The following is a 23,077-nucleotide window of genomic DNA, read 5'->3' as shown; positions in this document are numbered from 1 at the left end:
CCGCACGACGCTCTCGGCGTGTCCCTTGCGATCACGCAAAGGTCGAGTACCCCGGATGTAAGCACGCCTCAACGCTGCCAGCGTACTTTCTGAACCGACTCGAACAATCGATCTGCAAAGTCGGAGCGTGCGAGTTGCGGGGACGATGTGCAGGCCCACCAAGGCGAGCGGGCCTATATGGCGTGAATCCGATCCCTGGCCTGCCCGGCGCGGAAAAGTACCACGCTATCGTGGCCGGTAGCGAACCTGACGCGGTACCGACGGGTCGCCGACCACCATCATCGACTCCTTGAAAGCGTCGGTCTCAAAGCCCGGTGTCACATCGAAGGACTGATTCGGGAAGACAGTGACCTTCAGAATGCGGGCCCCTTGCCGTTCAGCTCTGGGAATCCATTGCGTGTAGTCGCTGCTCCTGAAGAAGTCCACCGGGGCGGGAGGGGGCACCCTCGCCGGAGTCCGGTCCAGTCGGACCTCGAACAGCTGGAACCGGCCCTCGCCGGCATTGGCGGAGATAGGTGCCGTATCCCTGCCATCCCATGTCGTAGTCGCCTGGCCCGAAACGGCATTGAAGGCAACCTTGAGCGTACCGGGGTTCGGCGAGGGCGCCGCCACTTCAGAGCAGGAGCCGGACGTTGTGTTTCCTGACAGGCCGCAGAAGACGACCCGATTAACGTCGATGCCACGCTCTTTCAAGTTGTGGATGTCAAACTGCTTCTGACAGCCACCCGTCATGCTCGAGCCTTCCGCGCTGTAGCACTTGCCGTCCGCGACGGTCCAGCGCCACAAGGGGGCGCCCTCCAATGGCCCTCCGGCCGACGCCGCGGGGCGAGTGGGTGCGAGTGGCGGCTGCGTTACCGTGTAGTAGTACGGGATCGGAATCGTTGCGCGCACGAATGAATTCCCGATGTTGACATTAAAAAAGGAGCGCAACTCAACGTGAATCGGATCGGTCTGGCCGTCAGGCTTCGCAATTGACAGGTGGTCCTTGTCTGGAATCGTCAGTCCGTCGGGGAAGTAGCGCATGGCAGACGTCCTCGAAACGACCATCAGATCTGTCCACATGCAGGTCAACTTGTTTACGAAGGCGCAGGCAATTGGGTTCGTCTCCGCGAACTCTCGGCCGTAGAGCTTCCACCCGCGCGAGATCTCTTCCTTGCCCACGAGGTTCTGGAACGTCTGCAGCAGTTCGTTCAGAAAGTCGCTGCCGGGTTTAAGCTGCGAGAGCATCTTGTTGCTGGGCACGACTGACGCCACTGGGTTCAAGCGCCACAGTGCATCACTCCCTTCGCTTGGTGAAGCCACAAGGAAAAGTCCAATCCTTTTGCGGCGCAGCTTTGCTTCCCCCTGCCGCTGGGTCAGCATGTAGCGAAGCAGCACGCCGCCTGTGCTGTGCGCGACGAACACGATGTTTGTGTGGTCCAGTGCCGAACGTCCGATCTGCGCATCGCTGCGTGATAGTTCGTTCCAGATGCCCTGGCTGGCGTCGAAGAGCGAGTAGTCCCCGCTTGTCAATGTCGTGTAAAAAGGAAGCAGGACGATCGAGGCACCATCAAACTTTCCGTCGGAGCGAACTAAGTCAGGCCAGAAGGTCCCGTTGGTGTTTAGCCAGGCTTCGCGATTGTTCGAATTAAAGCCATGGATGAACACGATTACCGTGTCGGTGTTGCGGCAGCGATGCCAGATGAGTGCGCGCGTCTTGTCCTCGCCGGGCACTCCACCTTGCGTTTGGCATGGGTGCGTGAAGCCCGGTGCGAACTCAACCAGTTCGGCTGCGAGGGCTGGACGTTGCACTGCCAAGCAGGCTGACACGATGACCGCGCCGAGCGCGATGCACAGTTTAGACATCAATGCAACACCTCCACGATATTTCCGCCGAAATGAGCCGCGCCCAATCGGCGCGAACTCTCGGCCCGCGTCGCCGGCTTCAGCACCGACGATAACGTTGCCGCTAGGCTCCCGCAACATTTACCGCGGTCGGCAGTATCTGTCGATTGCCGCCCACGTGCACTGGGCCATCTAGACGCCATGCCACGCAGGGGGACCGCAGCAAATCCTCGTGGTGCCGCGAGGCGTCCGTCGTCCGTTCTAGACGACTGGTCGCGTCGGCCCCACGCGAGCCTCGAACTGCTCACGAGTCCGTATCTCTGCACCCAAGACCCCTAGAAAGAAGGACTTGCCGAGAGTCGCGTCCGCCTAACATCTGCGACATTCCAGATTAGGGTCTGCGAAATGCTTCTCGAGCACATAGCCGACGGCAGCGCTGCAGCAGTCAGCCTCGCTGCCATCGGCGGCGACAGGTCGCTTGCCATGCAGGTACAGCTGCGATTGACCGTCGCCGGGCTGCTTGAACCGCCGGCGGACGGCGAGTTTGGTCCGATATCGCAATGGGCCATCGACGAATTCTTGAGCATCATCGGGATGCCAGGCAAGGCTACGCTCGACAGTGCCGCAGCAAGGGCGCTAATTGCACCTAGCGTCATCTCTATTTTGCCTCTGAGGACAGCTGACACTCTCGCAGGTCGAATTGCCGCCGCGATGCTTCGCAAGGGCTGGTGGATCACGCGTCATCCCGAGTGTGTCAACATCGTCTACGTGGAGGGTCTCAGCCCGGACGGCGCCGTCAACGGTAACGCACCGAACCTCTTCAACGACCTTCGCGCAGTCCTGCAGGTTGACCGTGATGGCGAACCGCAGATTGCGGGCAGCTGGACGGCAACATCGGAGCCGGGCAGGTTCTACACCGAGGTTCAGAAGGAAGACCCGCGCGGAGCCGCGCGCATCGCCTTCGGACAGTACAAGAGTTGGTCCGTAGGTCAACACCCACGCAACAGACCGGAAACGGCACACGAAGCGTTGGTTCAGGTCAAGGACATTGACGTGCACCGCGACCTGAATGAGGACTACGACAGGAACGGCGATGCCGTATTCACAGGCATGTTCGGCATCAATCAGCACTGGGGCTATGACCTCGCGGAAAAGGACATAGGCAGAGCCAGTGCCGGTTGCCTGGTTGGTCGCACACGTAGCGGACACAGGCAATTCATGGGCCTTATCAAAGGCGATCCGCGCTTCGCAGCGAATCGTGGCTTCCGATTCATGACTGCCGTGATGCCAGCGTCGGATCTGGCTTGAATCATCCTCACACCCTGAAACCGTTAACAAGGAACTGAACGATGGCAACCACGCGCGAGATTACCCACATCAAGGTGGACATCGTCATCAACACGAAGAATCGCAAACGCCGCATCGTGTTCGGCCTCGAAAAGACCACTGAGACAGATTCGGTGGAATGGATGATCCATTTCAAGCTGTACGAGCGCGACGACCCCAAGGTCGACTACAGCGACAACGATCTTCTTGTCAGTCTCGATGTCGAAGTCGACGCTGCACTTAACGCCAAAGCCGAAAAGGCGGCCACTCTCGGGTTCACGCCGGCGCAATCTGCACATGCCGAGGGACCCGCCGCGACTGATGCGCTGGCGGCAAAGAACGGTGAAATCGATGAAGCTGATGCGGCGGAGACCATCCAGAAGACGCTGAAGAAGAAATGAGGGTATTGGTGCCGATCGGTGTTTGATGCAACGCATCTGCGCAATCGCTCTTTTTGCCGTGACTGCCGCAGCGCGAGCTGCTGCTGCTGCGGATGAACCGCGTCAGCGTGAATGCGACGCCGCAGTGGTGCGCAACGTGCGCATCGAGGCACAACTTGCGGTCTTGCCGTGGTCCAGCGCAGAGCGGGCCGCGGCCCAGAATGAGCTTGAGACCGATCTGCGCGGGAAGCCATACTCGGTAAGCGCCGTGAGGGCCTCGCTGGCGAAATTGGACGCCTACGGTTTCGCAAAGCTCCCTGCTGATGCGCAGGTCGACTTTCGCTTCATCAAGGACAGGACGGTCTGTACTGACGGTGCGGCTGACATCAGCATCTATGTTTTCGCGCTGCGTACCTCACCTAGCCTGAAACTAGGAGCGTCAGGCACGGCGCTGCACGCTGTCGGGAATGTTGAGTACGACCGCGCCGAGCACTTGTCGGCGGGTGCGAGCCTCCTCACATCGCTGCCTTATGGAACATCGCTTTCGCTCGAGGCGCGAAAATCGGATGACGCTCACCTCGTCGCGTTCGCGCTGAATGGTGCGTTCAACGTGGAGAAAACGCCCCTGGCTCAGGCCGAATGGCGCATCGACTACTTGGATCGGCTTGATCCACTCCGAAGCGTCGACGTGCGGCAGGAGCGATTCGCAGCGGGGGGCTCTATCGCGACTCAGCCGCTGGGCGCGGCCGAAATTCCCATGTACGCCGGTGGTGTCATTGAGAGTGGGTTCTATCAATCAGAAGGTGGAACCGGCAAAGCCCCCGACATAGGTCACCGATCAAGGTACCGATCGGGAAAGCTGTTCGCCGGAGCAGAGGGGCGTGTCGATCGCACGAAATGGATGGCAGCTTACGGTGTCGAGCGTGGCGATCTGACGGACTCAAACGGTACGCGATGGACGAAGCAGATTGTCGACGTGGCGGTAGACACCGCTGTTCCCCTCGGAGCGTCGCGCGTATCGCTTGAAGCGAGGCTGGGTGCCGGTAAGCTGCAAAGCGATGCCGGCGCACCGGACGGTGTTCGTTTTGTCGGGGGCGGGCGGGAGAATTTCTTTGTGCCGGGCTACGCGCGCTCTCCCCGATCCGCTCCGCTATTTCGGGGCGTGGGAAATGGCGAGTTGGCTACCGCGTCACGGTTTACCGCGCTGAACGTGACGGTCGGCGTGACGGCGTATCGCAAGCCGATCGTTCCGACCGAGATTTCGAGCAACGAGGAATTCCGGTCCAAGCTCACCGGAGCGCTCAACAGCGCTGCATCGCAACGACAGTCCACCTATTTCGCAGACGATCCGCATTTCCGAGCGGCAGTCGCTTCACTGCCAAGCGTACGCGCCGCGCTACAAGATCTGAAGACATTTGTGCTGGCTCAGCAGGCAAGTTGGCCGGACGGGTCAGATGCCCTGGTCAAAAGCTGCATACGGGCAATCGATATGGCTGACCGCCGCGCTCGTGAGACGCTTGAAGCCAAGACGGGCGGAGCCCGCTTCGGACTCCTCGTCGCGCTATTGCCGCCAGGCCCCTGGGATGAAGAGGCGGACGATCGACTCGGTTTGGTGCATGCGCGGTGTGGCGACGAATTGAACAGTCGCGTATCAAGTGCGACGTTGGTCGAGAGCGTGGCCGCAGTCAACGCTTTTGCCAGTGCTCTAAGAGCCGAAGTGGCTGCCATCGACGTTGCCGCCTCTCAGAAGAAGGCCGATATCGAATTAGCTCCGGCGAGGGAGGCGCTCACAAAGATCCTCTATGACCTCGACCTGCTGTCGATAAGTCCGCTGCTCATGGCTGACGTCGTCCGTCTCGATGATGGGCGCATGCGTCGAGGGGTTGGTGCAGGCCTACGCATCGCGCTGGTCAGCACGGTCGAACTGAATCTAGGCTACATGACCAACCAAGGGCGCGCTCGCGGAGAGCCGAGAGGCGCATTCTTCATTACATTGAAAATCAAAGACTTCTTTTAACTTTCCCTCTTCCAAGCGATGTCTCGGGGCGCAGTGGAGGCGCCGCTTCTCAAATGGCTTGTGAAGTCGTTTGTGGTCCCTTCAAGCCCAATGGTCTCCCAAGCGGCTTCTGAGGAAATTCTATGCCTCGTAAACGTTGGTTGGTGATCGCGATTGTGGCGATCGGATTTGTAGTCTTGGCCGTGTGGTTCAAGGGGCAAATCGCGATTGATAGCTGCCAGGATCGTGCAGGTCGATGGAACTACGAAGGAAGAATATGTGAAGGGGAAACGGAAAAATAGCTGATCCCGAATCAGGTCTTGCCTTTGTGCCTGACTCTTCTTCTCCTTGTCCCCGTGGAGTGACGAACCCGATAGGCCGCGTTGGCGGATCGGGTGGCTAGAAACCCTGGTCTGCGATGACTTCAGCGGCTGCAAGGCGATGTTCGAGCTGGGCATCACCGAGGCAGGCTGCTTGGCGCATGCGCGGCGCAAGTTCCATGAGCTGTGGGCGAACCACAAGAGCGCGGTGGGGGAGGATGCCTTGAAGTTCTTCGTACAGCTGCATTAGATCGAGCGCGAGGTCCAGCCGCTGAGTTCAGAAGAGCGACGACAGATCAGGCAGCTCAGGTCCAGGCCGATCGCGGACGCGGTGCAGCAGTGACTGACAGCGCAACGACGGCGTGTGCCATACGGATCGGCGACGGCCAAGGCGATCGACTACAGCTTGAACCGGTGGGCGGCGCCTCGGCCTTGTGTTGCGAAGGACAAGGGATACGAACCTTCCGCGGACCGGTGAAGTTGTTCGTCACGAGGGGCGTCCCCGCACGCGATCGCACGACCTCATAGGGACCGGCCTTCCGGGGAACGACAAAGCTAGGCATCGAGCAGTGCAACGGCGACGGGTTCGTCAAGATGGTATCGCCTTCCGCTTACGTCTAAATTTCATGGCGCTGCTTTGGATCGGTCGTATATGCGTCCCAGAACCACTTCATCATGGTCCGAGCGAGGAGGTGATCGTTGGCGAGCTCGTTGTACGAGCCGTTGTCGAAGCTTGCGTTCGTGACCGGCCAGGAAACAACCTGCGCGAAGCGCGGTGCCCTCTTTGCCTTTGCCACCAATGCGACGACAGCGGCCATAGTTTCCGCCTACGCTGTTGCCAGCTACCGCCAGTCGCTTGCCATCGACGTCGATCTTCGCGTCGCTATCGGCCACCCATTTGGTCGAGATACGCTTCGTTGATGGCGACTGGGTAGCGGGACTCGGGGGAGGGCGTGTAGTTGACGAACACAGCGGCCGCACCGGAGTCCGTGACCAGATCTCGCACGTTGCCGATCCTATGCGGCAAGAGACTCGGAGTTGGAATGCTCGCTCGGTTCCGGGTGCGAGAACACGGCGCCTATCGCGAATCGCAGTGGGTCGGTCCCGTGGACCCCCTCTACTCCAACATACGGATGTGACGCGCATATACACCGAGTTCGTCCACGGGCTTCCTGAACTCCTTCACCTTCGCATCGGCGCACACTAGGAACAGAGGGCTTGCAGGAAATGCGGGCACCAGTTCGACAAGAAAGGGCGCTTCGCTGGTTTGCAATTCCGTTAGAAGGGCCGTCTCCCGACGCAGTCCCATGGCTTCTCGAACGTGCGCCTTTGCGACCCCTCCTGTGTTCTTGCAGGTCACTGCTGCCATGATGTCGTCATGGCCCGGAAATGCTGGAGAACCGGGTCGCAAAACACTAACGTCAAGTTCATGATGACCGCCGAGCGGAGAGGCTCCAGGCACGGAGCCCAGCGTTTTCGACCAACTCAAGGTCTCGACCTCGACCGAGATCCATCCCTCCGCCACCGTCGCGCCGAAGGACGTGAGGTCGAAATGAGAATACTTGCTCCGATCAGCGCGAGCGGGATTGAGCGCGAAAACGACGAGGTTAGCCTTGCCTCCGACCGGCGGAACGTGAACAACCGAATTGTTGACGTGAAACTTCCGGAACTGACGCAGCAGCCTGGTCAGTACCAAGATTTCATAAAGCTTGTCGGTAGTTAACGCTTGCAACCGGTGGGGTGCGGGGGCCTTTGTAGCGATGTCAAGTAGCCTCGCCACCGCGTCCAAGAGAGGTGTGGGCGCCGGCAACTTCTTTTTCGGAATCTTGGGTTTGAGTGCGGGAGGGGGCATTGGTGCTGCCAGCTTCTTACTGGCCATTTAGTTCGTCCTCAGTGGGCAAAAACCTCGACAAGGCCTTCTGCAGCTCTCGCTTACTTTGGGTGTGTCGGCGGGGAAGGTGGTCAGCTAGCTTGTGGCGCTCTTCACCGTCAATGACGACTAGTGTTCGGATCTGGCGACCCATGAGCTCCGCAAGTTCTCCGCGAACCGCGGCCTCGGTGCCTCGATGTGCCGGGAATGACAAATTCATAAGGAGCGACAGCGCATCGCCGAAGCGAGCCTTCGCAGACTTGAGATTGACCGCTAATTCATTGCTGCCCTCGGGCTTCCGAGGTGCGCTGCGGCGCGCAAGCTCCATGAATACGGCCAAGTGTGGACCATGGTAAGACCTGGCTCGGTCGTAAATGAGCCGCAAAGCGGCCTCAAAATCTTCCTCTCCCTCGACTCGTATCTCTTGCAAGGCGATCTCCGATCATTGGGAAGTTGGATGTCTGCGATCCATGGCATTCTGCCGTTCAAGTTTCTCACCGCTCGACGCGTCACGCTTTTGGTTCTCCGATTTTCCGGTGGAGAACTTGGCTGCAGACTGATGGGACAGCAATCAAGCGGCCGACTGGCTGGATGCATGTACAGTATTGGCATGGAGCCTAGACAGTCCCCGTATCGATGCCGCGCGTGCGGCGCTTCCAGCTAACTTCGATTAACCCATCGGGGGCTGAGGGAGCTATGACATACAGCGGCTTGTATCGATGCAGCGGATGCAGCCTGACCTTTGGGGACGCTGTGGCGTGGCAGGCAGCGGATCAGCAGACTACGGACGGGAGCACCAGTCTTTGCGATCCATCGGAGATACCCATCCAAAGTGTTGTTGCCTTGGCGGAGCCAGCTGAGTGAGGCGCTTCTCGTAAGGGACCCCGATGCAACTGAAGGCTGGCCACGAAGGATGACAAGCAGACGTAGGACCAGCAGACTGGACGAGATGGTGGACCTCGTCGCGATTCTCCTATGGTGGGCCGGTCTAACGTTGGGCGTCCTCGGCTACTTCTTACTTCACGCGTTAGCTGCGCCGCCAGTTGCTGTTGGAGTTCCTCCGGGCGAAATGGTCGTGACGATGATGGTGGCAGGGCTTGAGAATGCAGGCCAATACGGCTTCCCGCTTGTATGTGTCGCCGCCGCTGCTAGGTCTGCGCTCGCTAGACGCAAACGAGAGCAGTTGGTTTCGAACGTGGAGGCAGCGAGGACTCTGGACGCGCTCGGCGACATGACATGGCGAGAGTTCGAGATCCTGGTGTGCGAGGCCTTGCGACAGCAAGGCTACCGGGTTACAGAGAACGGCGCCAGCCGCGCGGATGGAGGCGTTGACCTGGTTCTGCACAAAGGGGGCGAAAAATTCCTGGTCCAGTGCAAGCATTGGAAGGCGTTCAAGGTGAACGTTCAAGTGACTCGGGAGCTGTACGGCGCCATGGCGGCGGAGGGTGCGGCGGGGGGATTTTAGTGACCTCTGGCAGGTTCACCGCTGAGGCGCTTGAGTTCGCCAAGGGGCGCAATATTGCGATGCTTGACCATCCCCAGCTACTTGGCCTGATCAGCGGCGCTCAAGAGTCGATGTCAAAGGCGACTCCCGCTGGAGGCACCGCTGCGGGGGCTGAGCCTGGACGGAGCAAGTCAGACGCACCGCGGTGCCCGGCATGTTCTCGAGCAATGACACTCAGGGCCGCAAGCGCGCGGCGCAAACGCCGGCGGAACATTTTGGGGATGTACTGGCGTTCCGAACTGTCGCGGAGTACGTGCTTTGGACTAGGTCTTGAGAGCGCGGCGATAGAGCGCCACGGCGACAGTGCTGATGGGCAGGGGAGTAGGTGTGGGAGTAGGTGGGCTCCCCCTGATCGCATTCGAGCAGACAAGCAACTTTGAAGGGTGGACCTGGAAAATGCAGAAAATTGATGCTCGCATAAACGCCGAAGTGGAAGACCTCGTCCAGGTCGGACAGCGTCTTCATCGAAAAGCCTCCACCGCATCAAATTCAATTGAAGGTGATGAACTGGCCGAAGTGGCAATGTGGGTTACGCGTCTCGGACAGTTGATCCGGAAGCTTTATGGTGAACGGAGTCAGCACTTCGCTGCCTACAACAAAGCAGTGGAGACCGGAAACTTCTACAACCTTCACAGCAACTACTACGAGCACTTCACCCAAGCATTTGGCGTGTGCAGGGCAATCCAACACGACATCAAGCAGGGCCTGCTAGCCGACTTCAAGGCCCTTGTTCAAGCCGAGGTCTTTTCTGACTTCCTCGAAATGGGGGAATACCTGTTGAATGAAGGCTACAAGGACGCGGCTGCGATCATCATTGGAAGCGTGCTGGAGGACGGACTCAGAAAGCTCTCGGAGCGTGCAGGGTTGCCGCTGTCGAGTGACTCCGGAAAACCGCTGACAATCGAACCGATGAATTCTCAGCTGGCGAAGGCCGAGGCCTACTCAAAGCTAGTGCAGAAGCAGATCACGTCCTGGGCACACATACGGAACAAGGCTGCCCACGGAGAATTCACGGAGTACACCCTGGATCAGGTGAAGATGATGCTTCTTTTCGTGCAGAGCTTCGCGAGCGAACACCTAGAGTGAAAGGAGGCGTCCAATCGCAGCGGCTTGTGACTTCCAAAAACTAGCTGTGTGGACACGCGCCGATGTAGTACTTCAACGATATTCTGGGCAAGCAGTATCAGATCCTCCACATAATGCAACGCGCGACCGGAGACTTACGAAGATTGACGCATAGGTTCGACGGTCAAGGGAGGCGCGAGTTGGTGCCGGTTGGTACAGACCGCGGATGGTGTGCGTGTATGAAAGTCCGCTCGTGTGCGTCGTCTGTTGTTCAGATAGCGTGAGTGGGGCGCCGTGCGCTCGTGCTCTCCGGACTCGGCTGGACACAGTGCGAAGGGGGCCCGCGTACCGAGATTCGTGCCGGTGATGTCGTTCGGTGCCCTTGCCGCAAGCGCCACTGGCACGGCGCCTCAATCTCCACCGCGATGTCACATCTCGCGATCACCGAGATGATTGATGGCAGAAACGTCGACTGGCAGGAGCCAGTGACCGACGAGCAATATCAGGGCGGCGAGCTCGTCACCGATTAGTCGGCCAGGACAACCCGAATGTCGGCTGTCGATAGTGGAGTTCGCTGCACAAGCATCGGCACGGGCTTGCACGCAGCTGTGGAGGAAGGGCGGTTGGGCCGTCGCTGGGGCGATCTCGCCTGTCGCCATGCTGCACGCCTGGAAGTGACTTGTTAGAAACAGCCTTCGTGTGGCGCCAGCCTCAGACGCGAGCGGATGGGGTCAGGCGGCTTTGACCAGCGCTTGACTGCAGGAATACATAGATTCCGGCTCCCCAAAAGGTAGATTCCAGCTCCCCGTTTCATAGATTTCAGCTCCCCGAATTGTAGATTCCAGCTCCCCGCTATGTAGATTCAAGCTCCCTGGCTTAGATGTCGGGATTCGAAGCTAACTCGTTGTCAGGAAAGGGGAAAGCGCGATTTTCGTCGCCGGCCACGGGATGTAGAAAGAAGAAAGAAGAAATGAGGGGAAAGCGGACGCCTCCGGCGCCCGCGATTGCTTCCCATGAGGGCGCCAGTGGCGCCTGTGTGCCAAGTCGTGTGGAGTCGAGTCCGGCGCACGAAGTGCCATCGCATCTTGCCCATTGGGCAAGAAATTGTCCCGCGCCCAAGGAAAGAGGACACGGGAGATCTAGGCCGAACCGTCTCCGGCTGCGATCGCTCGCATCGTGGTCGTTTAGCAGACGTGGCAGCCCCATGCCGAGGTAGTCACCTCTGTACGGTACGACGCGAAGGCGACATATCAGACCTGGTTCCGAGGAGCCCGAGGATGGACAGCTGGTGCCTATACCTTGAACAACTATGCTCAAGGGGAGGCAGTCATAGAGCTCAAGCCATGGGGCGCCAGCAACGGCGTGTCGTACAGAACGGCGTGGCGGTGGTTCCATCAAGGAACCCTGCCGGTGCCGCCGGCCGAGCTCGACCGCCAGTTGGCTCGCTCGAGCCAGTACGCCCCCTCCAAGGGATGGCACATCACCGCGGCGGTCAGCGAGGTCGGCTCCGGCATGAACGGGCGTCCCGCCAAGCTCAGGAAGCTGCTCGCCGATGTAAGACTCAAGAACGTGCAGTCGCAACGACCATGAAAAGAACGTCATCTCCGCAGCGCATCCACGCAGGCAACTCCAACGCATTGGCCGGCGGAGCGAAAGACCTTTGCCCGCAGCCGACGGTGGACTTCGAGAGTCCTTCGTCAGTGAATGCCTATACCGTAGGGAAGTTGCTCATTGGACGTGGCAACGCGGTCATGAACAACCAGATTTTGCGCTCCGGCGCATTCGCAAGTCCTTCCCTGGGTGCCGCGCTGCCCGTGCTGGCAGATAGCAGCAGCTTCACTATCTCGCTACACGGCGTGAGCCCAGCGGCAGATCACCTTGACCTGTTGCTGTTTGCAGTCAGCCTCATCCGAACGGCGCCACACCCGAAGCTCGGAGTCGCCGTCTCATTCACAACCGGGCAGTTCCTGTCGACACTTGGCTGGGCGAAAAATTCGGATGGATACGAGCGCGTTGTGCAGACCGCACGTGATCTCAAACGAATCGAGCTGACTTTCACCGACCGCTCGGACACGCAATATCAGAAAGTCCATCTGGTGAACTTCTTTGCAACAGTGATCTTCCCGGATCGACTCAGTCGGGAGCGGCGGTGGACCGTCGTCCTGCCAGCGGCGCTGTTCAAGGTCTACGACATGCGGCGAAACGCAGTCATCGATTTGAAAGCAAGAGCGGCGATCCGCTCAGATTTCGGCCGGTGGCTGCATGCGTTCTTCTCGTCACAGACGCCGTCTCTTGAACGGCGGTTCGACGCCGTTGCTCTGTGCGCGGCTGGAGGGATGAACTGCGCGCGCGCCGCAGACACTATCAAGCACCTGAGAGTCGTGTTGGAGATGCTCTCGCGTGGCGAGGTCGAAGTGCGAAGCAAGACCAGGAACTTCGCGCCCGTTGTAGAGAGCGGATGGCGCATCGAACTTGACAAGCGTCGCGGGTATGTCCTGTTTGCGAGCCGGAGCAAGTCGTAGTGAGTCGGAGGCGGCTCTTTAGTGCCATCGCTCGCGACGTATGCTTTGTGGTCGGGACATCATTTGCTGATCTGGCGCTTCGACCAGCCGGCCCGTGAAATGGAAAGTTGTTCTGCTGGACTCTCGGTTCGGAGTCATTGCTTCTGAGCGACGTCGACGAGCGGCGTTGCGTACTCTCGGCCGACCGCGATGCAGTAGCGGCGATCCTTACCTTTCCTGAGCCGTTACGCGGAATGTTTGACGCGTTGGACCCGGTCGGAATAGGGTATCGGTTACGGCCTGACTCCGGCGCTTTCGCGTCGCCGCGTGCTCGAAACCCCGCGTGCCGCGGACATAAACGCCCCCCTAGAATGTAATGCCGCCGATTCTGGCGGGAAACGCGTCCACTGGAAATCCACCATGGCAAACCTCGCATCGGCTCTGAAAGCCGAGATCGCTCGCGTCGCTCGCAAGGAGATTCGAGCTGAAACTGAATCTTTGAAGAAGGCGTCTGTCCACCACCGGACGGAGATCTCTGCGCTCAAACGGCGGTGCCAAGCGCTGGAGCAAGAGCTCAAGAGCATCGCGAGAGCCACAAGAAAGAATTCTTCCGTAGCAGCCCCCGTCGACGGGGAAACACCCTCGAGGAAGCTCCGATTCAGTTCGAAGGGACTCGCAATCCAGCGTAAGCGGCTTGGGCTTTCAGCGCACGAGTGCGGCCTGCTAGTGGGTGCGTCCGGTCAATCAATCTACAACTGGGAGGCAGGGAGCGCGCGCCCTCGGGCAAGCCACCTTGAAGCAGTCGCTTCGCTGCGTTCTATGGGAAAGAAGCAGGCCGCTGCTCGACTGTTGGAGCTGCAGACGACCTCAGCGTAGGGCGGTGACGGCCCAACGGCTCCGAATGCTCGCAGTCGCAGGGGGCTTTTGCACTCGAGAGTGAGGCTGATGAAGCGCGGATTCTCACTTCGCAGACATCGGACTACGGGGAGTGCGCTGACCTGCCCCCTTCCGCCGTACCAATGTTTCGGCAGGAGTCCTGGTTGAAGGTTACTAGATCTCGTTGTTGGCTGGTGAGAGCTGTTGAGCAGCAACGCCGGCATGCCGGCGTTGCTGCTCAGCGAACCGCGCTGGTGGCACGCGACCAATGCTTCCGTGAGGCCGCACCTCGTTGTAGTCAAGGCGCCATGCTGCGATCTCTTTTCGCGCCTGGTGCAGTGTCTGGAACCAGTGCTCGTTCAAGCACTCGTCGCGGAACCGCCCGTTGAAGCTCTCGATGTAGCCGTTCTGCATGGGTCGGCCCGGCTCGATCAGGATGTGTCGGATGCCGTGGCTCTGCGCCCAGCTGATGAAGGCTCGGCTTGTGAACTCTGGCCCATTGTCTGTCCGGACGGCAGCCGGGTACCCCCGGAACCGAGCGGCTTGGTCCAACAGCCTGATCACGTACTGGCCGCTGATGCCGTAGTCCACTGCGATGTCCACAGCCTCGCGGCTGAAGTCGTCGGCCACGGTCAAGCACTTCAGGCGCCGCCCATTGGCCAAGCTGTCACTAACGAAGTCCATGCTCCATACCTCGTTCACCTTGGTGGCGATGTTCAATGGGGTTCGCTCGGCGGGGGTCCTGCGCACCTTCTTGCGCTTGCGCACTGTCAGGTTGGCCTCCGTGTACAGCCGGTACACCCGTTTGTGATTGACGCCCGGGAACTCCGGGCGCAGCAGGTCGTGCACACGCCGGTATCCGAAGCGCCGGCGTGTGTGCGCGATCTCCACGATCCTGGTCTTCAACGCCGCAGTCTGGGCACTGGCCACCGGTGCGTGCCGGTAGCTGTCACGGCTTAGCCCCACAAGTCTGCAAGCGTGCCGCTCTGACATCTGATGCTCGGCGATCAATCGTCCGATGGCTTCGCGCTTGACCTGTGGGGCTATCTCTTTACACCGAGGACGCTCTTGAGCGCGTGCATGTCCAGATGCGCCTCGGCCAGCAAGCTCTTGAGCTTGGCGTTCTCCGACTCCAGCTCGCGCAGCCGCTTCGCGTCCGACGCCTCCATGCCGCCGAACTTGGCGCGCCACTTGTAAAACGTAGCGTCCGAGAACCCGCCCTTGCGGCAGATCTCGGTCACCGCCATGCCGGCCTCGGCCTGCTTGAGGAACCCGATGATCTGTTCCTCTGTGAATTTGCGCTTCCTCATGTCCGCGATTCTCCTGGGTGGCGGACTCCTGCTACTTCATGTTGGTATGGCTGGATGGGGGCAGGTCAGACGCTCTTGAGCGCGTGCATGTCCAGATGCGCCTCGGCCAGCAAGCTCTTGAGCTTGGCGTTCTCCGACTCCAGCTCGCGCAGCCGCTTCGCGTCCGACGCCTCCATGCCGCCAAACTTGGCGCGCCACTTGTAAAACGTAGCGTCCGAGAACCCGCCCTTGCGGCAGATCTCGGTCACCGCCATGCCGGCCTCGGCCTGCTTGCGGAACCCGATGATCTCTTCCTCTGTGAATTTTCTCTTCCTCATGTCCGCGATTCTCCTGGGTGGCGGACTCCTGCTACTTCATGTTGGAAGGAAGTGTGGAGACAACAGAACCTCGTCGTCACGCTCGTCCGGGGGCATGGACAACAGTTTTTCGCGGTTCGACTTAGTAGGAGTCCAGTCGATTTCGCCCGCAAACGCTGAGAGATAGTCCAGAAAGCGGATGTCCAAGTTCTTTCCGCCTACTTCGCCAGAGAAGTGACGAATCAAGCGAGGGAAGGGGTCGGCGCTCTTCGAGTACGCCGCTCTTCCTTCAGACTTGCCGAGAAACTCCAACACTTTCTTGGTTATCGCGATCACGGGTACGCAGCAGAGGCCTTCCAGTTCATACGCGGAGGCCAACGCTTTGCTAACCAGAGTTGACCCGTCGAGGTACCACCAGTCCAGCTCGACGCCTCCGCGCAAGAAGAGCCCGCTCTCCACACACTTGGCCTGAGCGACGGCCATAGAGTGCACTTCGCTCATAAGGCCATCAAAGTGTCCCTCCGACTCCGTCATCTCCGACCCGAGTGGGACGTTGACGATAACTGAGTCTGAAAAGGCGAGAACGGACTTCCCGCACGACTCCTGAACTTCCAGTAGGTGCTCGTCCTCAGACGCGTAATCAAACGCTATTCGGATGAGCGAAACGCTCTCCAGCATTGATTCGAGCTGATCAACATTCGTAGTTTTTCATGATCTCAGCACCAAAGCCGAGAATGTCAAGGAATGCTGTCAAGCCACTGGAAAGCTTCGATTCTTCAATCATGGTTTCAATGCCAGAAGTTTCGGTGAGTGAACGTAGTGCATTCTATTGAATGGTTCACGCCCGGCTTAAATGCAGTGCAGACCCGGTCACTCGTCCGCAGGCGAGCCGACGGCAGGTCTTCTCGTGTTCCGGTTCGGGTCCTTCATGTTGCGCAGCCGTTACACAGCTGCCGAGGCACTTCGCGCGATGGCCGCACGCGCTTTCCTCGCCAGCTCTTGATGCGACCTTTGAACCGCCGACAGGCTTGTGGGGCTACGCGTTGTCTTGCGAGATAGGTCTGCGAACTGGGGATACCTACTCCAGCCCAATCTAGGTAGGCTGCGGTGCCCACAGGTCAGGATTCCAGGGAAGGCCCTACAGGCTTTGGGTTACTTGGGCTTGTGCGCACAAGCGAAGAACCGGCCGAGTCTCGAATGCCCTCACGTGAATAGCGCTCTCGTCTCTTACTGAAGTGACGCGGCGCACTCGACGCTCGGACGCCGGTCGATTGAAGGAGAACCAATGTCACCCTGGATGTACCCGATTATCTATGTACGTGGCTATGCCATGACTGAAGGTGAACGTGACGAGACCACCGCCGACCCGTTTTGTGGGTTCAACGTCGGTTCAACCGTCTACCGGGCGACAGTTGACAAGAACGCTCCGGCACGCAAGTTCGTTTTCGAGTCACCGGTAGTACGGCTCTCCTCGGACTTCGGGTACCGGCATGTCTATCAAAACGGCCTGGACATAGTAGATCCTGATTGGCAGCCACCGCCTGATGAACAAGGCAAGGACACAGTCGGTATACCTGCGCAGTCCGTGGTGATCTATCGCTACTACGAGACGGGCTCAACGCTTCTTGGCGACGGAAAGGCTCGTGACGTAGCCAACTACGCAAAAGGCCTTAACGACCTGATTCTCCGCATTCGCGACCTAGTAGGCCAGCATGAAGGAGTGGGGTTTGATAAGGGCGAGTTTCGGTGCTACCTCGTGGCGCACTCCATGGGTGGCTTGGTAGTTCGAGCCTTCTTGCAGAATGCGGCTCTGGGGGAGGACACTGCTCGCCGCTGCGTCGATAAGGTGTTCACGTATGCCACGCCGCACAACGGCATCGATCTTGGCGGGATCAACGTGCCAAGCTGGCTGACTTTGAATGAACTGAACACCTTCAACCGCGATGAGATGGCCAAGTATCTTGACATGGAGACAATCGTCGAGCGAAAGGGTCGCGTCGATTTCATGCCAGAGTCCGCGTTCCCCCTCGACCGCTTCTTCTGCATGGTCGGTACAAATCGCGGTGACTACGAAGTGGGGAGGGGTCTATCACGCACCTTTGCGGGCCACGGGAGCGACGGTCTAGTGCGAGTGGAGAACGCCTCTGTGTGGGGTGTGAAGGGCAAGACCGCAAAAGTGACGCAACCCGCAGCAACGGCTTACACGTTTCGATCGCACTCAGGCTACTTCGGGATCGTCAATTCCGAGGAGGCGTACCAGAATCTTGTGCGCTTTCTGTTCGGCGATATTCGGGTCGACATCTGGTTTGACGTCGATTCAGTCACCCTGCCGGACGCCTTAAAGGATCAGGCGAAGCAAGTCGAAGCGCTTTACCAGTTTGAGATCCTTGCCTCGCCGCGTGGAAAGAGGTGGTACTTGACAAGGCGGACCAGCGAAGAGGATTCGTGTGCGTGTCGAACCCACGAGCAGCTTACGGGAACTGGGCCGACTGCAGACAAGAGCTTGTATATGTCGACCGTATTCCTCGCCAACCGCTCTCGCGTCAACCGAGCACGTCCTGGCCTCTCATACGCGATGACGTTCGGTGTCAAAGTTCCGGACTATCAGATCAAGAAGGTTTTCTGGGCCGACGGGCATTTCGAAGGTCGGTACCTGTTTCAGGACACGCTTTTGATCAATATGGTGCCCCCCACAGACGCGAACCAGGACTGGCTAGTGGAGTACGCTTGGCAATCAAAGCACTTCGGACCACCCACGGACCGGGTGCCGCTGTCTAAGCTGAAGAAGGACAAGATCGAGCTGCTGATTCCCGTTGAGACGACCCAGACGCCTGGAATTGCAGGGAAGATTCGGTTGATCGCAAGCGAGTGGAACGGGTCCGCTTAAGACGTTAGGGGCAGGGATGGCGTCGATTTGGGGAAGGTAAACGATTCCACTGCATCCATTGTGGAGGGCACTGGTGGATACACCTTCCTCGTACAGAGCAAGGCAGTGGATACGCGCGCAACGACTTGATGAAGCTGGGAGAACCTTATGGCAACGACCGTGGATGATGTCCTCAGGCAGCTGTATGACTATCTCAAGGTCCGATGGTGGGGACTGCCCCTCATTGCTCTAGCTCTGCTGCTGGCATTGGGATTTGCTCTTTGGAGCTCATTTCCAAATCAGACAAAAGAGCGCATTCTCGACCGCGTCTCCGCACCGGTGGTCCATCTCTCGATTCCAGCGCCTCCCGAGAGTAGCCGTACTGCGACTGCCAGCGTATCGCTTCCCCCTCAGCCAACGTCACTTCGCGCCTTTGTGACGGGGCAGGCGACTGCTCATGTTTCGAACGGCGGTTCGATGGAGTTGAGGATCTACGAATCCTCTATGGATGCGCCTTGCCAGACTTCCAGGGTGTACGGGAACCCTACTTCGGACAGCATTCTTTCTGCCTCCGCTACGTGCACGCTTGAGTTGGTAGCAAATCGGCCGTATCAATTTTGGGTCGAGGCGCCGAATGAAAACGCAGGCGCTCGGACGGCCACCGTGAGGGTGACTTACGCCCGGTGACTGCTGCGCTGTCTCGGCAGCCCGGCCGATTGAAGGGTGGGAATCCCGCATACCGATTTCGCCCAAGTCGCCTTTAGCCCATTGAGCTAGGAGTCTTTAATGCACGAGTCATTGCAGGCACTCTTCAACACTCCTCATCCAGGCACCGTACTATTCAGTGCCCTGGCCTTCTTGTTCTTCGCCGTGCTGTTGTGGCAACTAACCGGTGTACTGAACGGCGCAAAGGAAAGCACGACCGCTAAGAGCGCAAATCGACTAGTGGCGATGCTCGGAGCGCTGTGCGGATGGATCATTGGAATCGCATTTGCACCGTTTTCTCCCGAGGAGAGGACACAGTTTGCGGCCATATCTAGCGTTGTGTCCGCATTCTTGTCGGGATACGTTGTAAGTAAGGTGGACCGATTCGTCGAGGGGACTCTGTTTCCAATTAACGCTGAGTCCCGAGAATCCTGGTCCCGTGTCGGACTGTTCGTCGCTGCCTTGCTTCTCGCTAGCGTCACTGTCTTCGTAAATCGACTTTACGCATTTCGCGATCCCCCTGCGGCGGACGGCAAAGCTTCCGCTAGCGTCTCGGCAGCAGCATCGGCCGCCAGTGCGGTAGCAGCAGCTCGGGAAGCTGCGCGAAGCGCGCCCGCTTCGACCAGGGCGTCTGGAGCAACGGGTGGCGCAGTTCCGGTGCCTAATCTAAAGCCTTAGGGTTCAGCACCACCATGTTGGGTGCATGCATAGGCGAAGACACCGGCAAGGTCACGTCGCAGCGCGCGCTGGCCTCGGTCAACTGCGCACCGACGATGGAAACGTCGTTTCACGCCACCGGGTCGATGTACCGCGTGGCCGCGACCGACACCGCGACCTACGTCGCGACGCTCCGGCCCGACGGCACGCTGTTCGGCTCCGGCCAGGGCGTTCTAATGGGCAAGGGTGGCGAGGCGGCCACCTGGACCGGCCAGGGCGTCGGCAAGATGAAGAGGGACGGCTCAATCAGCTACCGTGGTGCGTGCTGCTACCAGAGCCCGTCACCAGCCTGGTCGAAACTGAACACCATCGCCGGTGTCTTCGAGTACGAAGTCGATGCCCAAGGCAACATCCGGGGCCAGCTGTGGGAGTGGAAATAGCGCACCATCGGCACGGGAAGCCGTGGATTCAGCCGGCTTCCCGTTCTATCGGGCCGGCGACCCGCATCGAGTAGTCAACCGCCCGCACGTCCTTGGTCAATGCGCCGATCGAGATCCGGTCGACACCGGTCGCGGCGATGTTGCGCAATTGCGCCAGCGTGACGCCGCCCGAGACCTCGAGCAGCGCGCGGCCGGCGGTGACGGCGACCGCGTCGCGCATTGCGGGTTCGGTGAAGTTGTCGAGAAGCACGCTCGTGGCGCCGGCCGCCAGCGCATCATGCAGCCATCCAGCGTCTCGACCTCGATCTGGCTCTCGACCCCGGCGTTCAATGCGAACGCAGCGCTCAGCGCCGCCTGCGCCCCGCCGGCGGCGGCGATGTGGTTCTCCTTGATCAGGATGCCGTGCCAGAGCGCGAGCCGCTGGTTCTGCCCGCCGCCGACCCGCACCGCGTACTTTGGCGCCTGGCGCAGACCGGGCACGGTCTTACGGGTGTCGAGCACGGCGCAGCCGCGCGGGTTGGGCGATGCGCCTTCGATCGCGCGCACATGGGCACGTGTGACGGTTGCGGTCGCCGACAACAGCTGCAGGAAGTTCAGCGCCGGCCGCTCGGCCGACAGCAGCCCCCGCGCGTCCGCCTCGATGCTGCAGACCTGTGCGCCTGTCGTCATGGTTGGGCACGAATCCCTGCACCGCCGGCGCGAGGGCGGCGGGATGCGCGGCCACGAAGTCGAGCATGCGTTCGATGCAGCCCAGCGCTCTCCCACGCACCGGCTCGGGTACGTCGATCTCGCCGCGGCCCAGCTCGAGGCAGTCGAGCACGCCCCGCAATTCGTTCATCGCCATCTAGTCCAAACTCTCGGCCACGCGACTTGTTGAGTTGAGCCTGGACTCGGCAGTGATCGAGCGGTATCTCCTGGCGCAAGCGAAAGTGCATCTGTAGGGGGCGTCAGCTGAGCGGCGCGGGCACGTGGAGCGTGCGTTATCGCAACTATCCGTGCTCCTAGTGGCGAATGCTCCCAACCTCCCAGGAATGCAAGTCGCATTCATGCAAGCAACGCTGCAGAACAGGAACACCGCTTAGATCCTGGCTCCCTGGAGGGCCTCTGGGGCGGGGCGAATGCGCCGCTGAGTAAATCGCAGTGAGACAGTAGGGCTACCCATGCCCAACTGGAGAGCCCGAGAGAAGAGGTTCCGGCAGATATAGTCTGGAATAGATGGATAGGGCTGCAATGGACCTCGCCAGCAAACGGAAATGCAGGAACGTCTCAAATGATTTGTATCCCTAGAACCGGTAGAGGAGCGCCCCATTGCTTGACACAGGGCGACTCCACCCTTCAAATGGTCAGCGAGTGTGTGTCGAAGCGCCGAATCCTTTGCGCAGCAACAGCGGGGTAGTGAGTGCTGTTGTGACGTGGAACTGACGCGTCAGGCAGAACCATGGCCGACACATGGCTGTATCGCTCAAGCAATTGGCTAACCCGGAAGCTGCTTTGGACTTCGATGATCCTGTCGTTAAGCGCGTCGGTCAGTGCGCTCTTGTACTGTTGATGGCAGCACTTGTTGGCATCGCGTTCTTGACTGCTTGGCTTGTCCAGGATTGGGACGTGGACAGCAATCGTAGTGCTGCATTGGTTCAAGCCATTGAGGCGTTGCCTCGACTGTCCGGTGAGCGCGCTAGCGACATACAGAGCCTGACAGCCATACTCCTGGGTGCTATCCCACTGATGGTCGCTCCGGTCTGCTTCTCGCTAGTCGACGACAAGCGACGACTCAACGTCTTTGGCGGCGTCATGGTGACAGTCCTGTTCCTGGCGTTGGCGCTCGCGGTTTACGGCTATATCAATATCAACCCAAAATGGAAAGACGGGCATGCGTTAGGCCTCGAGGGACTAGTGCACGCACAACAGTGGGCGCGCACAGTTCTGAGCGCTTGTGTCTTCTACCTAGCCGCTCTTTTGGGCATCAAGGGAAAGCCGTGAACAAGAGTTCCCGCTCGGCAGCGTTCTTCCTGGCGCTGTGTTCACTTGGGGGATTGCAGGTTCATGCGCAGGAGCTTCGCGTCAGTGCAACGCTTGTGCCCAGCAAAGAAGGTGTTCAGGTGCCCAAGGTCCAGGTCGCGTCTGAGGACAGCAAGCTTGAAGCGAAGGGCGCGAGTGTATGGGCCTACGCGCCAAAAACGAGTGGCAAGCTCATCGGGACTTCGTCAGTCGCGTTTGAGCAGCCGCCTCCCGACTACAGCAGTGAGCGCCTGAGAATTCGACTTCCGTGGGGAAGGACACAACCAATCCAGGTTGCCTTGTTCGGGTTGCAAATTCAGGACACGAATCAACGGGTCAGGGAGATCTTCGGCATCAACGTCGCATCCGATCAGATGAGAAGCGAGGAGTTGTTTCGTCTTTATCAGGAGACGTCGGTCTTGTCTTTGCGCAGGCTGAATACCATTCGACAGGAAAAGCGACCGCTGTACGTCTTTGATGTGCAGATTTTCTTCAAGTACCTTGAGATTGCGCGAGAGCTCGGTCGCAACAAGTTTCTTGCTGTTAGCGACAACGTCCTTCAGGTTCAGACCTATCTTCGTGAGCAGATCGGAATCGAAGCCGGGCGTAGTGCCATGGTTAAGGCGCTAGGGCCCAAGGGGCCGAAAATGGTTGAGACGCTTCTCAAAGAGATTGACTTTGTTGACGCAGAACAACTCCGGCAGATATGGCAGACGCTTGCTACGGCTCCGCCGAGCTTTACGCTCGAAGCTTGCGGCCGTTATCGTGAGTTCGTAAAGACGCTCGAGGACTTCGACGAACTTCTTGTGAAGCGCTGGAATGCGACTGACGACTACAGAATGGCGACCCTGGCATTGGAGGCGCTTCATACTTGCGCAAGCCGAGCGGAGGCTGCGGCATCGGCTGACCCGAAAGCTGCCGCGGCCGAGGTTGGCGAAATATCGAAGGTCGCTAACGAGGTTTCGATCAAGGCGTTCTCCAATGTGCGCATTCAAAGTTCAACTGCCGGTATCGATGTCGTCGGTCGCAGACTGAGCCGGCTCGCTAATTGATCGAGAGCGGGGTCCGGCGTCGACAAGCCCGACCTCAAGCGCCAGATGCCTTGTCTCAAGACAAGTTGTGCAATCGCGCCTCCTATACCTC

Annotated in this window: 15 protein-coding genes and 5 pseudogenes; 13 read left to right on the top strand and 7 right to left on the bottom strand. The window is 59.4% G+C overall.

Annotated features, from left to right (window positions below; genetic code table 11):
- Window positions 1-225: 225 nt before the first annotated feature.
- On the bottom strand, window positions 226-1,845 hold the full coding sequence (locus ACWH49_RS06180) for an esterase/lipase family protein (RefSeq protein WP_448170656.1): 1,620 nt from the start codon (window positions 1,843-1,845) through the stop codon (window positions 226-228).
- 384 nt (window positions 1,846-2,229) lie between these two features.
- Between ACWH49_RS06180 and ACWH49_RS06175 the strand changes: the two genes are divergently transcribed.
- The 4 genes from ACWH49_RS06175 to ACWH49_RS06160 all read left to right on the top strand — a co-directional run bounded on the left by ACWH49_RS06175 (window position 2,230) and on the right by ACWH49_RS06160 (window position 6,096).
- Window positions 2,230-3,132: a peptidoglycan-binding domain-containing protein gene (locus tag ACWH49_RS06175; protein WP_448170655.1), complete on the top strand. Its 903-nt coding sequence runs from the start codon at window positions 2,230-2,232 to the stop codon at window positions 3,130-3,132.
- A 41-nt stretch (window positions 3,133-3,173) separates the two neighbouring features.
- A complete protein-coding gene (locus ACWH49_RS06170; protein WP_448170654.1) occupies window positions 3,174-3,551 on the top strand; it encodes a hypothetical protein in 378 nt (125 codons plus the stop codon).
- A gap of 25 nt (window positions 3,552-3,576) precedes the next feature.
- Window positions 3,577-5,547: a hypothetical protein gene (locus tag ACWH49_RS06165; protein WP_448170653.1), complete on the top strand. Its 1,971-nt coding sequence runs from the start codon at window positions 3,577-3,579 to the stop codon at window positions 5,545-5,547.
- A 327-nt stretch (window positions 5,548-5,874) separates the two neighbouring features.
- On the top strand, window positions 5,875-6,096 hold the full coding sequence (locus tag ACWH49_RS06160; protein WP_448170652.1) for an IS66 family transposase: 222 nt from the start codon (window positions 5,875-5,877) through the stop codon (window positions 6,094-6,096).
- Window positions 6,097-6,466: 370 nt separating this feature from the next.
- Here ACWH49_RS06160 and ACWH49_RS06155 read toward each other — a convergent pair.
- Both ACWH49_RS06155 and ACWH49_RS06150 read right to left on the bottom strand, forming a co-directional pair.
- Window positions 6,467-6,852, bottom strand: a pseudogene (locus ACWH49_RS06155) (alpha/beta hydrolase fold domain-containing protein); the annotation flags it as partial.
- A gap of 111 nt (window positions 6,853-6,963) precedes the next feature.
- Entirely contained in the window at window positions 6,964-7,725 is a 762-nt protein-coding gene (locus ACWH49_RS06150) for a hypothetical protein (RefSeq protein WP_448170651.1), read from the bottom strand.
- Between the two features lie 904 nt (window positions 7,726-8,629).
- On the opposite strand from ACWH49_RS06150, the pseudogene ACWH49_RS06145 reads away from it, so the two are divergent.
- From ACWH49_RS06145 to ACWH49_RS06125, 5 genes and pseudogenes are all read left to right on the top strand, one after another.
- Window positions 8,630-9,487, top strand: a pseudogene (locus tag ACWH49_RS06145) (restriction endonuclease).
- A gap of 129 nt (window positions 9,488-9,616) precedes the next feature.
- A complete protein-coding gene (locus ACWH49_RS06140; protein WP_448170650.1) occupies window positions 9,617-10,306 on the top strand; it encodes a hypothetical protein in 690 nt (229 codons plus the stop codon).
- Window positions 10,307-10,587: 281 nt separating this feature from the next.
- Window positions 10,588-10,815 (top strand): annotated as a pseudogene (locus tag ACWH49_RS06135) ((R)-mandelonitrile lyase); the annotation flags it as partial.
- A gap of 769 nt (window positions 10,816-11,584) precedes the next feature.
- Window positions 11,585-11,875: a hypothetical protein gene (locus ACWH49_RS06130; protein WP_448170649.1), complete on the top strand. Its 291-nt coding sequence runs from the start codon at window positions 11,585-11,587 to the stop codon at window positions 11,873-11,875.
- On the top strand, window positions 11,872-12,807 hold the full coding sequence (locus ACWH49_RS06125; RefSeq protein WP_448170648.1) for a hypothetical protein: 936 nt from the start codon (window positions 11,872-11,874) through the stop codon (window positions 12,805-12,807). Before ACWH49_RS06130 ends, ACWH49_RS06125 begins: the two co-directional genes overlap by 4 nt.
- Window positions 12,808-13,836: 1,029 nt before the next feature.
- Here the strand turns inward: ACWH49_RS06125 and ACWH49_RS06120 are convergent.
- The 3 genes and pseudogenes from ACWH49_RS06120 to ACWH49_RS06110 form a co-directional block, all read right to left on the bottom strand.
- Window positions 13,837-14,972, bottom strand: a protein-coding gene (locus ACWH49_RS06120; protein WP_448170647.1) for an IS3 family transposase whose coding sequence is annotated in 2 segments (ribosomal slippage) — window positions 13,837-14,711 and window positions 14,711-14,972 — 1,137 coding nt in all. Because the reading frame shifts where the segments join, the coding sequence is not laid out codon by codon here.
- 68 nt (window positions 14,973-15,040) lie between these two features.
- Window positions 15,041-15,289, bottom strand: a pseudogene (locus ACWH49_RS06115) (transposase); the annotation flags it as partial.
- 36 nt (window positions 15,290-15,325) lie between these two features.
- On the bottom strand, window positions 15,326-15,946 hold the full coding sequence (locus ACWH49_RS06110; RefSeq protein ID WP_448170646.1) for a hypothetical protein: 621 nt from the start codon (window positions 15,944-15,946) through the stop codon (window positions 15,326-15,328).
- 607 nt (window positions 15,947-16,553) lie between these two features.
- On the opposite strand from ACWH49_RS06110, the gene ACWH49_RS06105 reads away from it, so the two are divergent.
- Together ACWH49_RS06105 and ACWH49_RS06100 are read left to right on the top strand one after the other, a co-directional pair.
- Window positions 16,554-18,155: an esterase/lipase family protein gene (locus tag ACWH49_RS06105; protein ID WP_448170645.1), complete on the top strand. Its 1,602-nt coding sequence runs from the start codon at window positions 16,554-16,556 to the stop codon at window positions 18,153-18,155.
- 1,376 nt (window positions 18,156-19,531) lie between these two features.
- Window positions 19,532-19,936, top strand: a complete 405-nt coding sequence (locus tag ACWH49_RS06100) for a hypothetical protein (RefSeq protein WP_448170644.1) — start codon at window positions 19,532-19,534, stop codon at window positions 19,934-19,936.
- 28 nt (window positions 19,937-19,964) lie between these two features.
- Here the strand turns inward: ACWH49_RS06100 and ACWH49_RS06095 are convergent.
- Window positions 19,965-20,605, bottom strand: a pseudogene (locus tag ACWH49_RS06095) (nicotinate-nucleotide diphosphorylase); the annotation flags it as partial.
- Between the two features lie 780 nt (window positions 20,606-21,385).
- Between ACWH49_RS06095 and ACWH49_RS06090 the strand changes: the two are divergent.
- Together ACWH49_RS06090 and ACWH49_RS06085 are read left to right on the top strand one after the other, a co-directional pair.
- Complete coding sequence (locus ACWH49_RS06090) at window positions 21,386-21,916, top strand: hypothetical protein (RefSeq protein ID WP_448170643.1); 531 nt, start codon at window positions 21,386-21,388, stop codon at window positions 21,914-21,916.
- Entirely contained in the window at window positions 21,913-22,986 is a 1,074-nt protein-coding gene (locus ACWH49_RS06085) for a hypothetical protein (protein ID WP_448170642.1), read from the top strand. Before ACWH49_RS06090 ends, ACWH49_RS06085 begins: the two co-directional genes overlap by 4 nt.
- Window positions 22,987-23,077: the final 91 nt, after the last annotated feature.

The sequence above is a fragment of the Rhizobacter fulvus genome (assembly GCF_964020785.1).
This window is presented reverse-complemented; position numbering and strand designations above follow the sequence as displayed.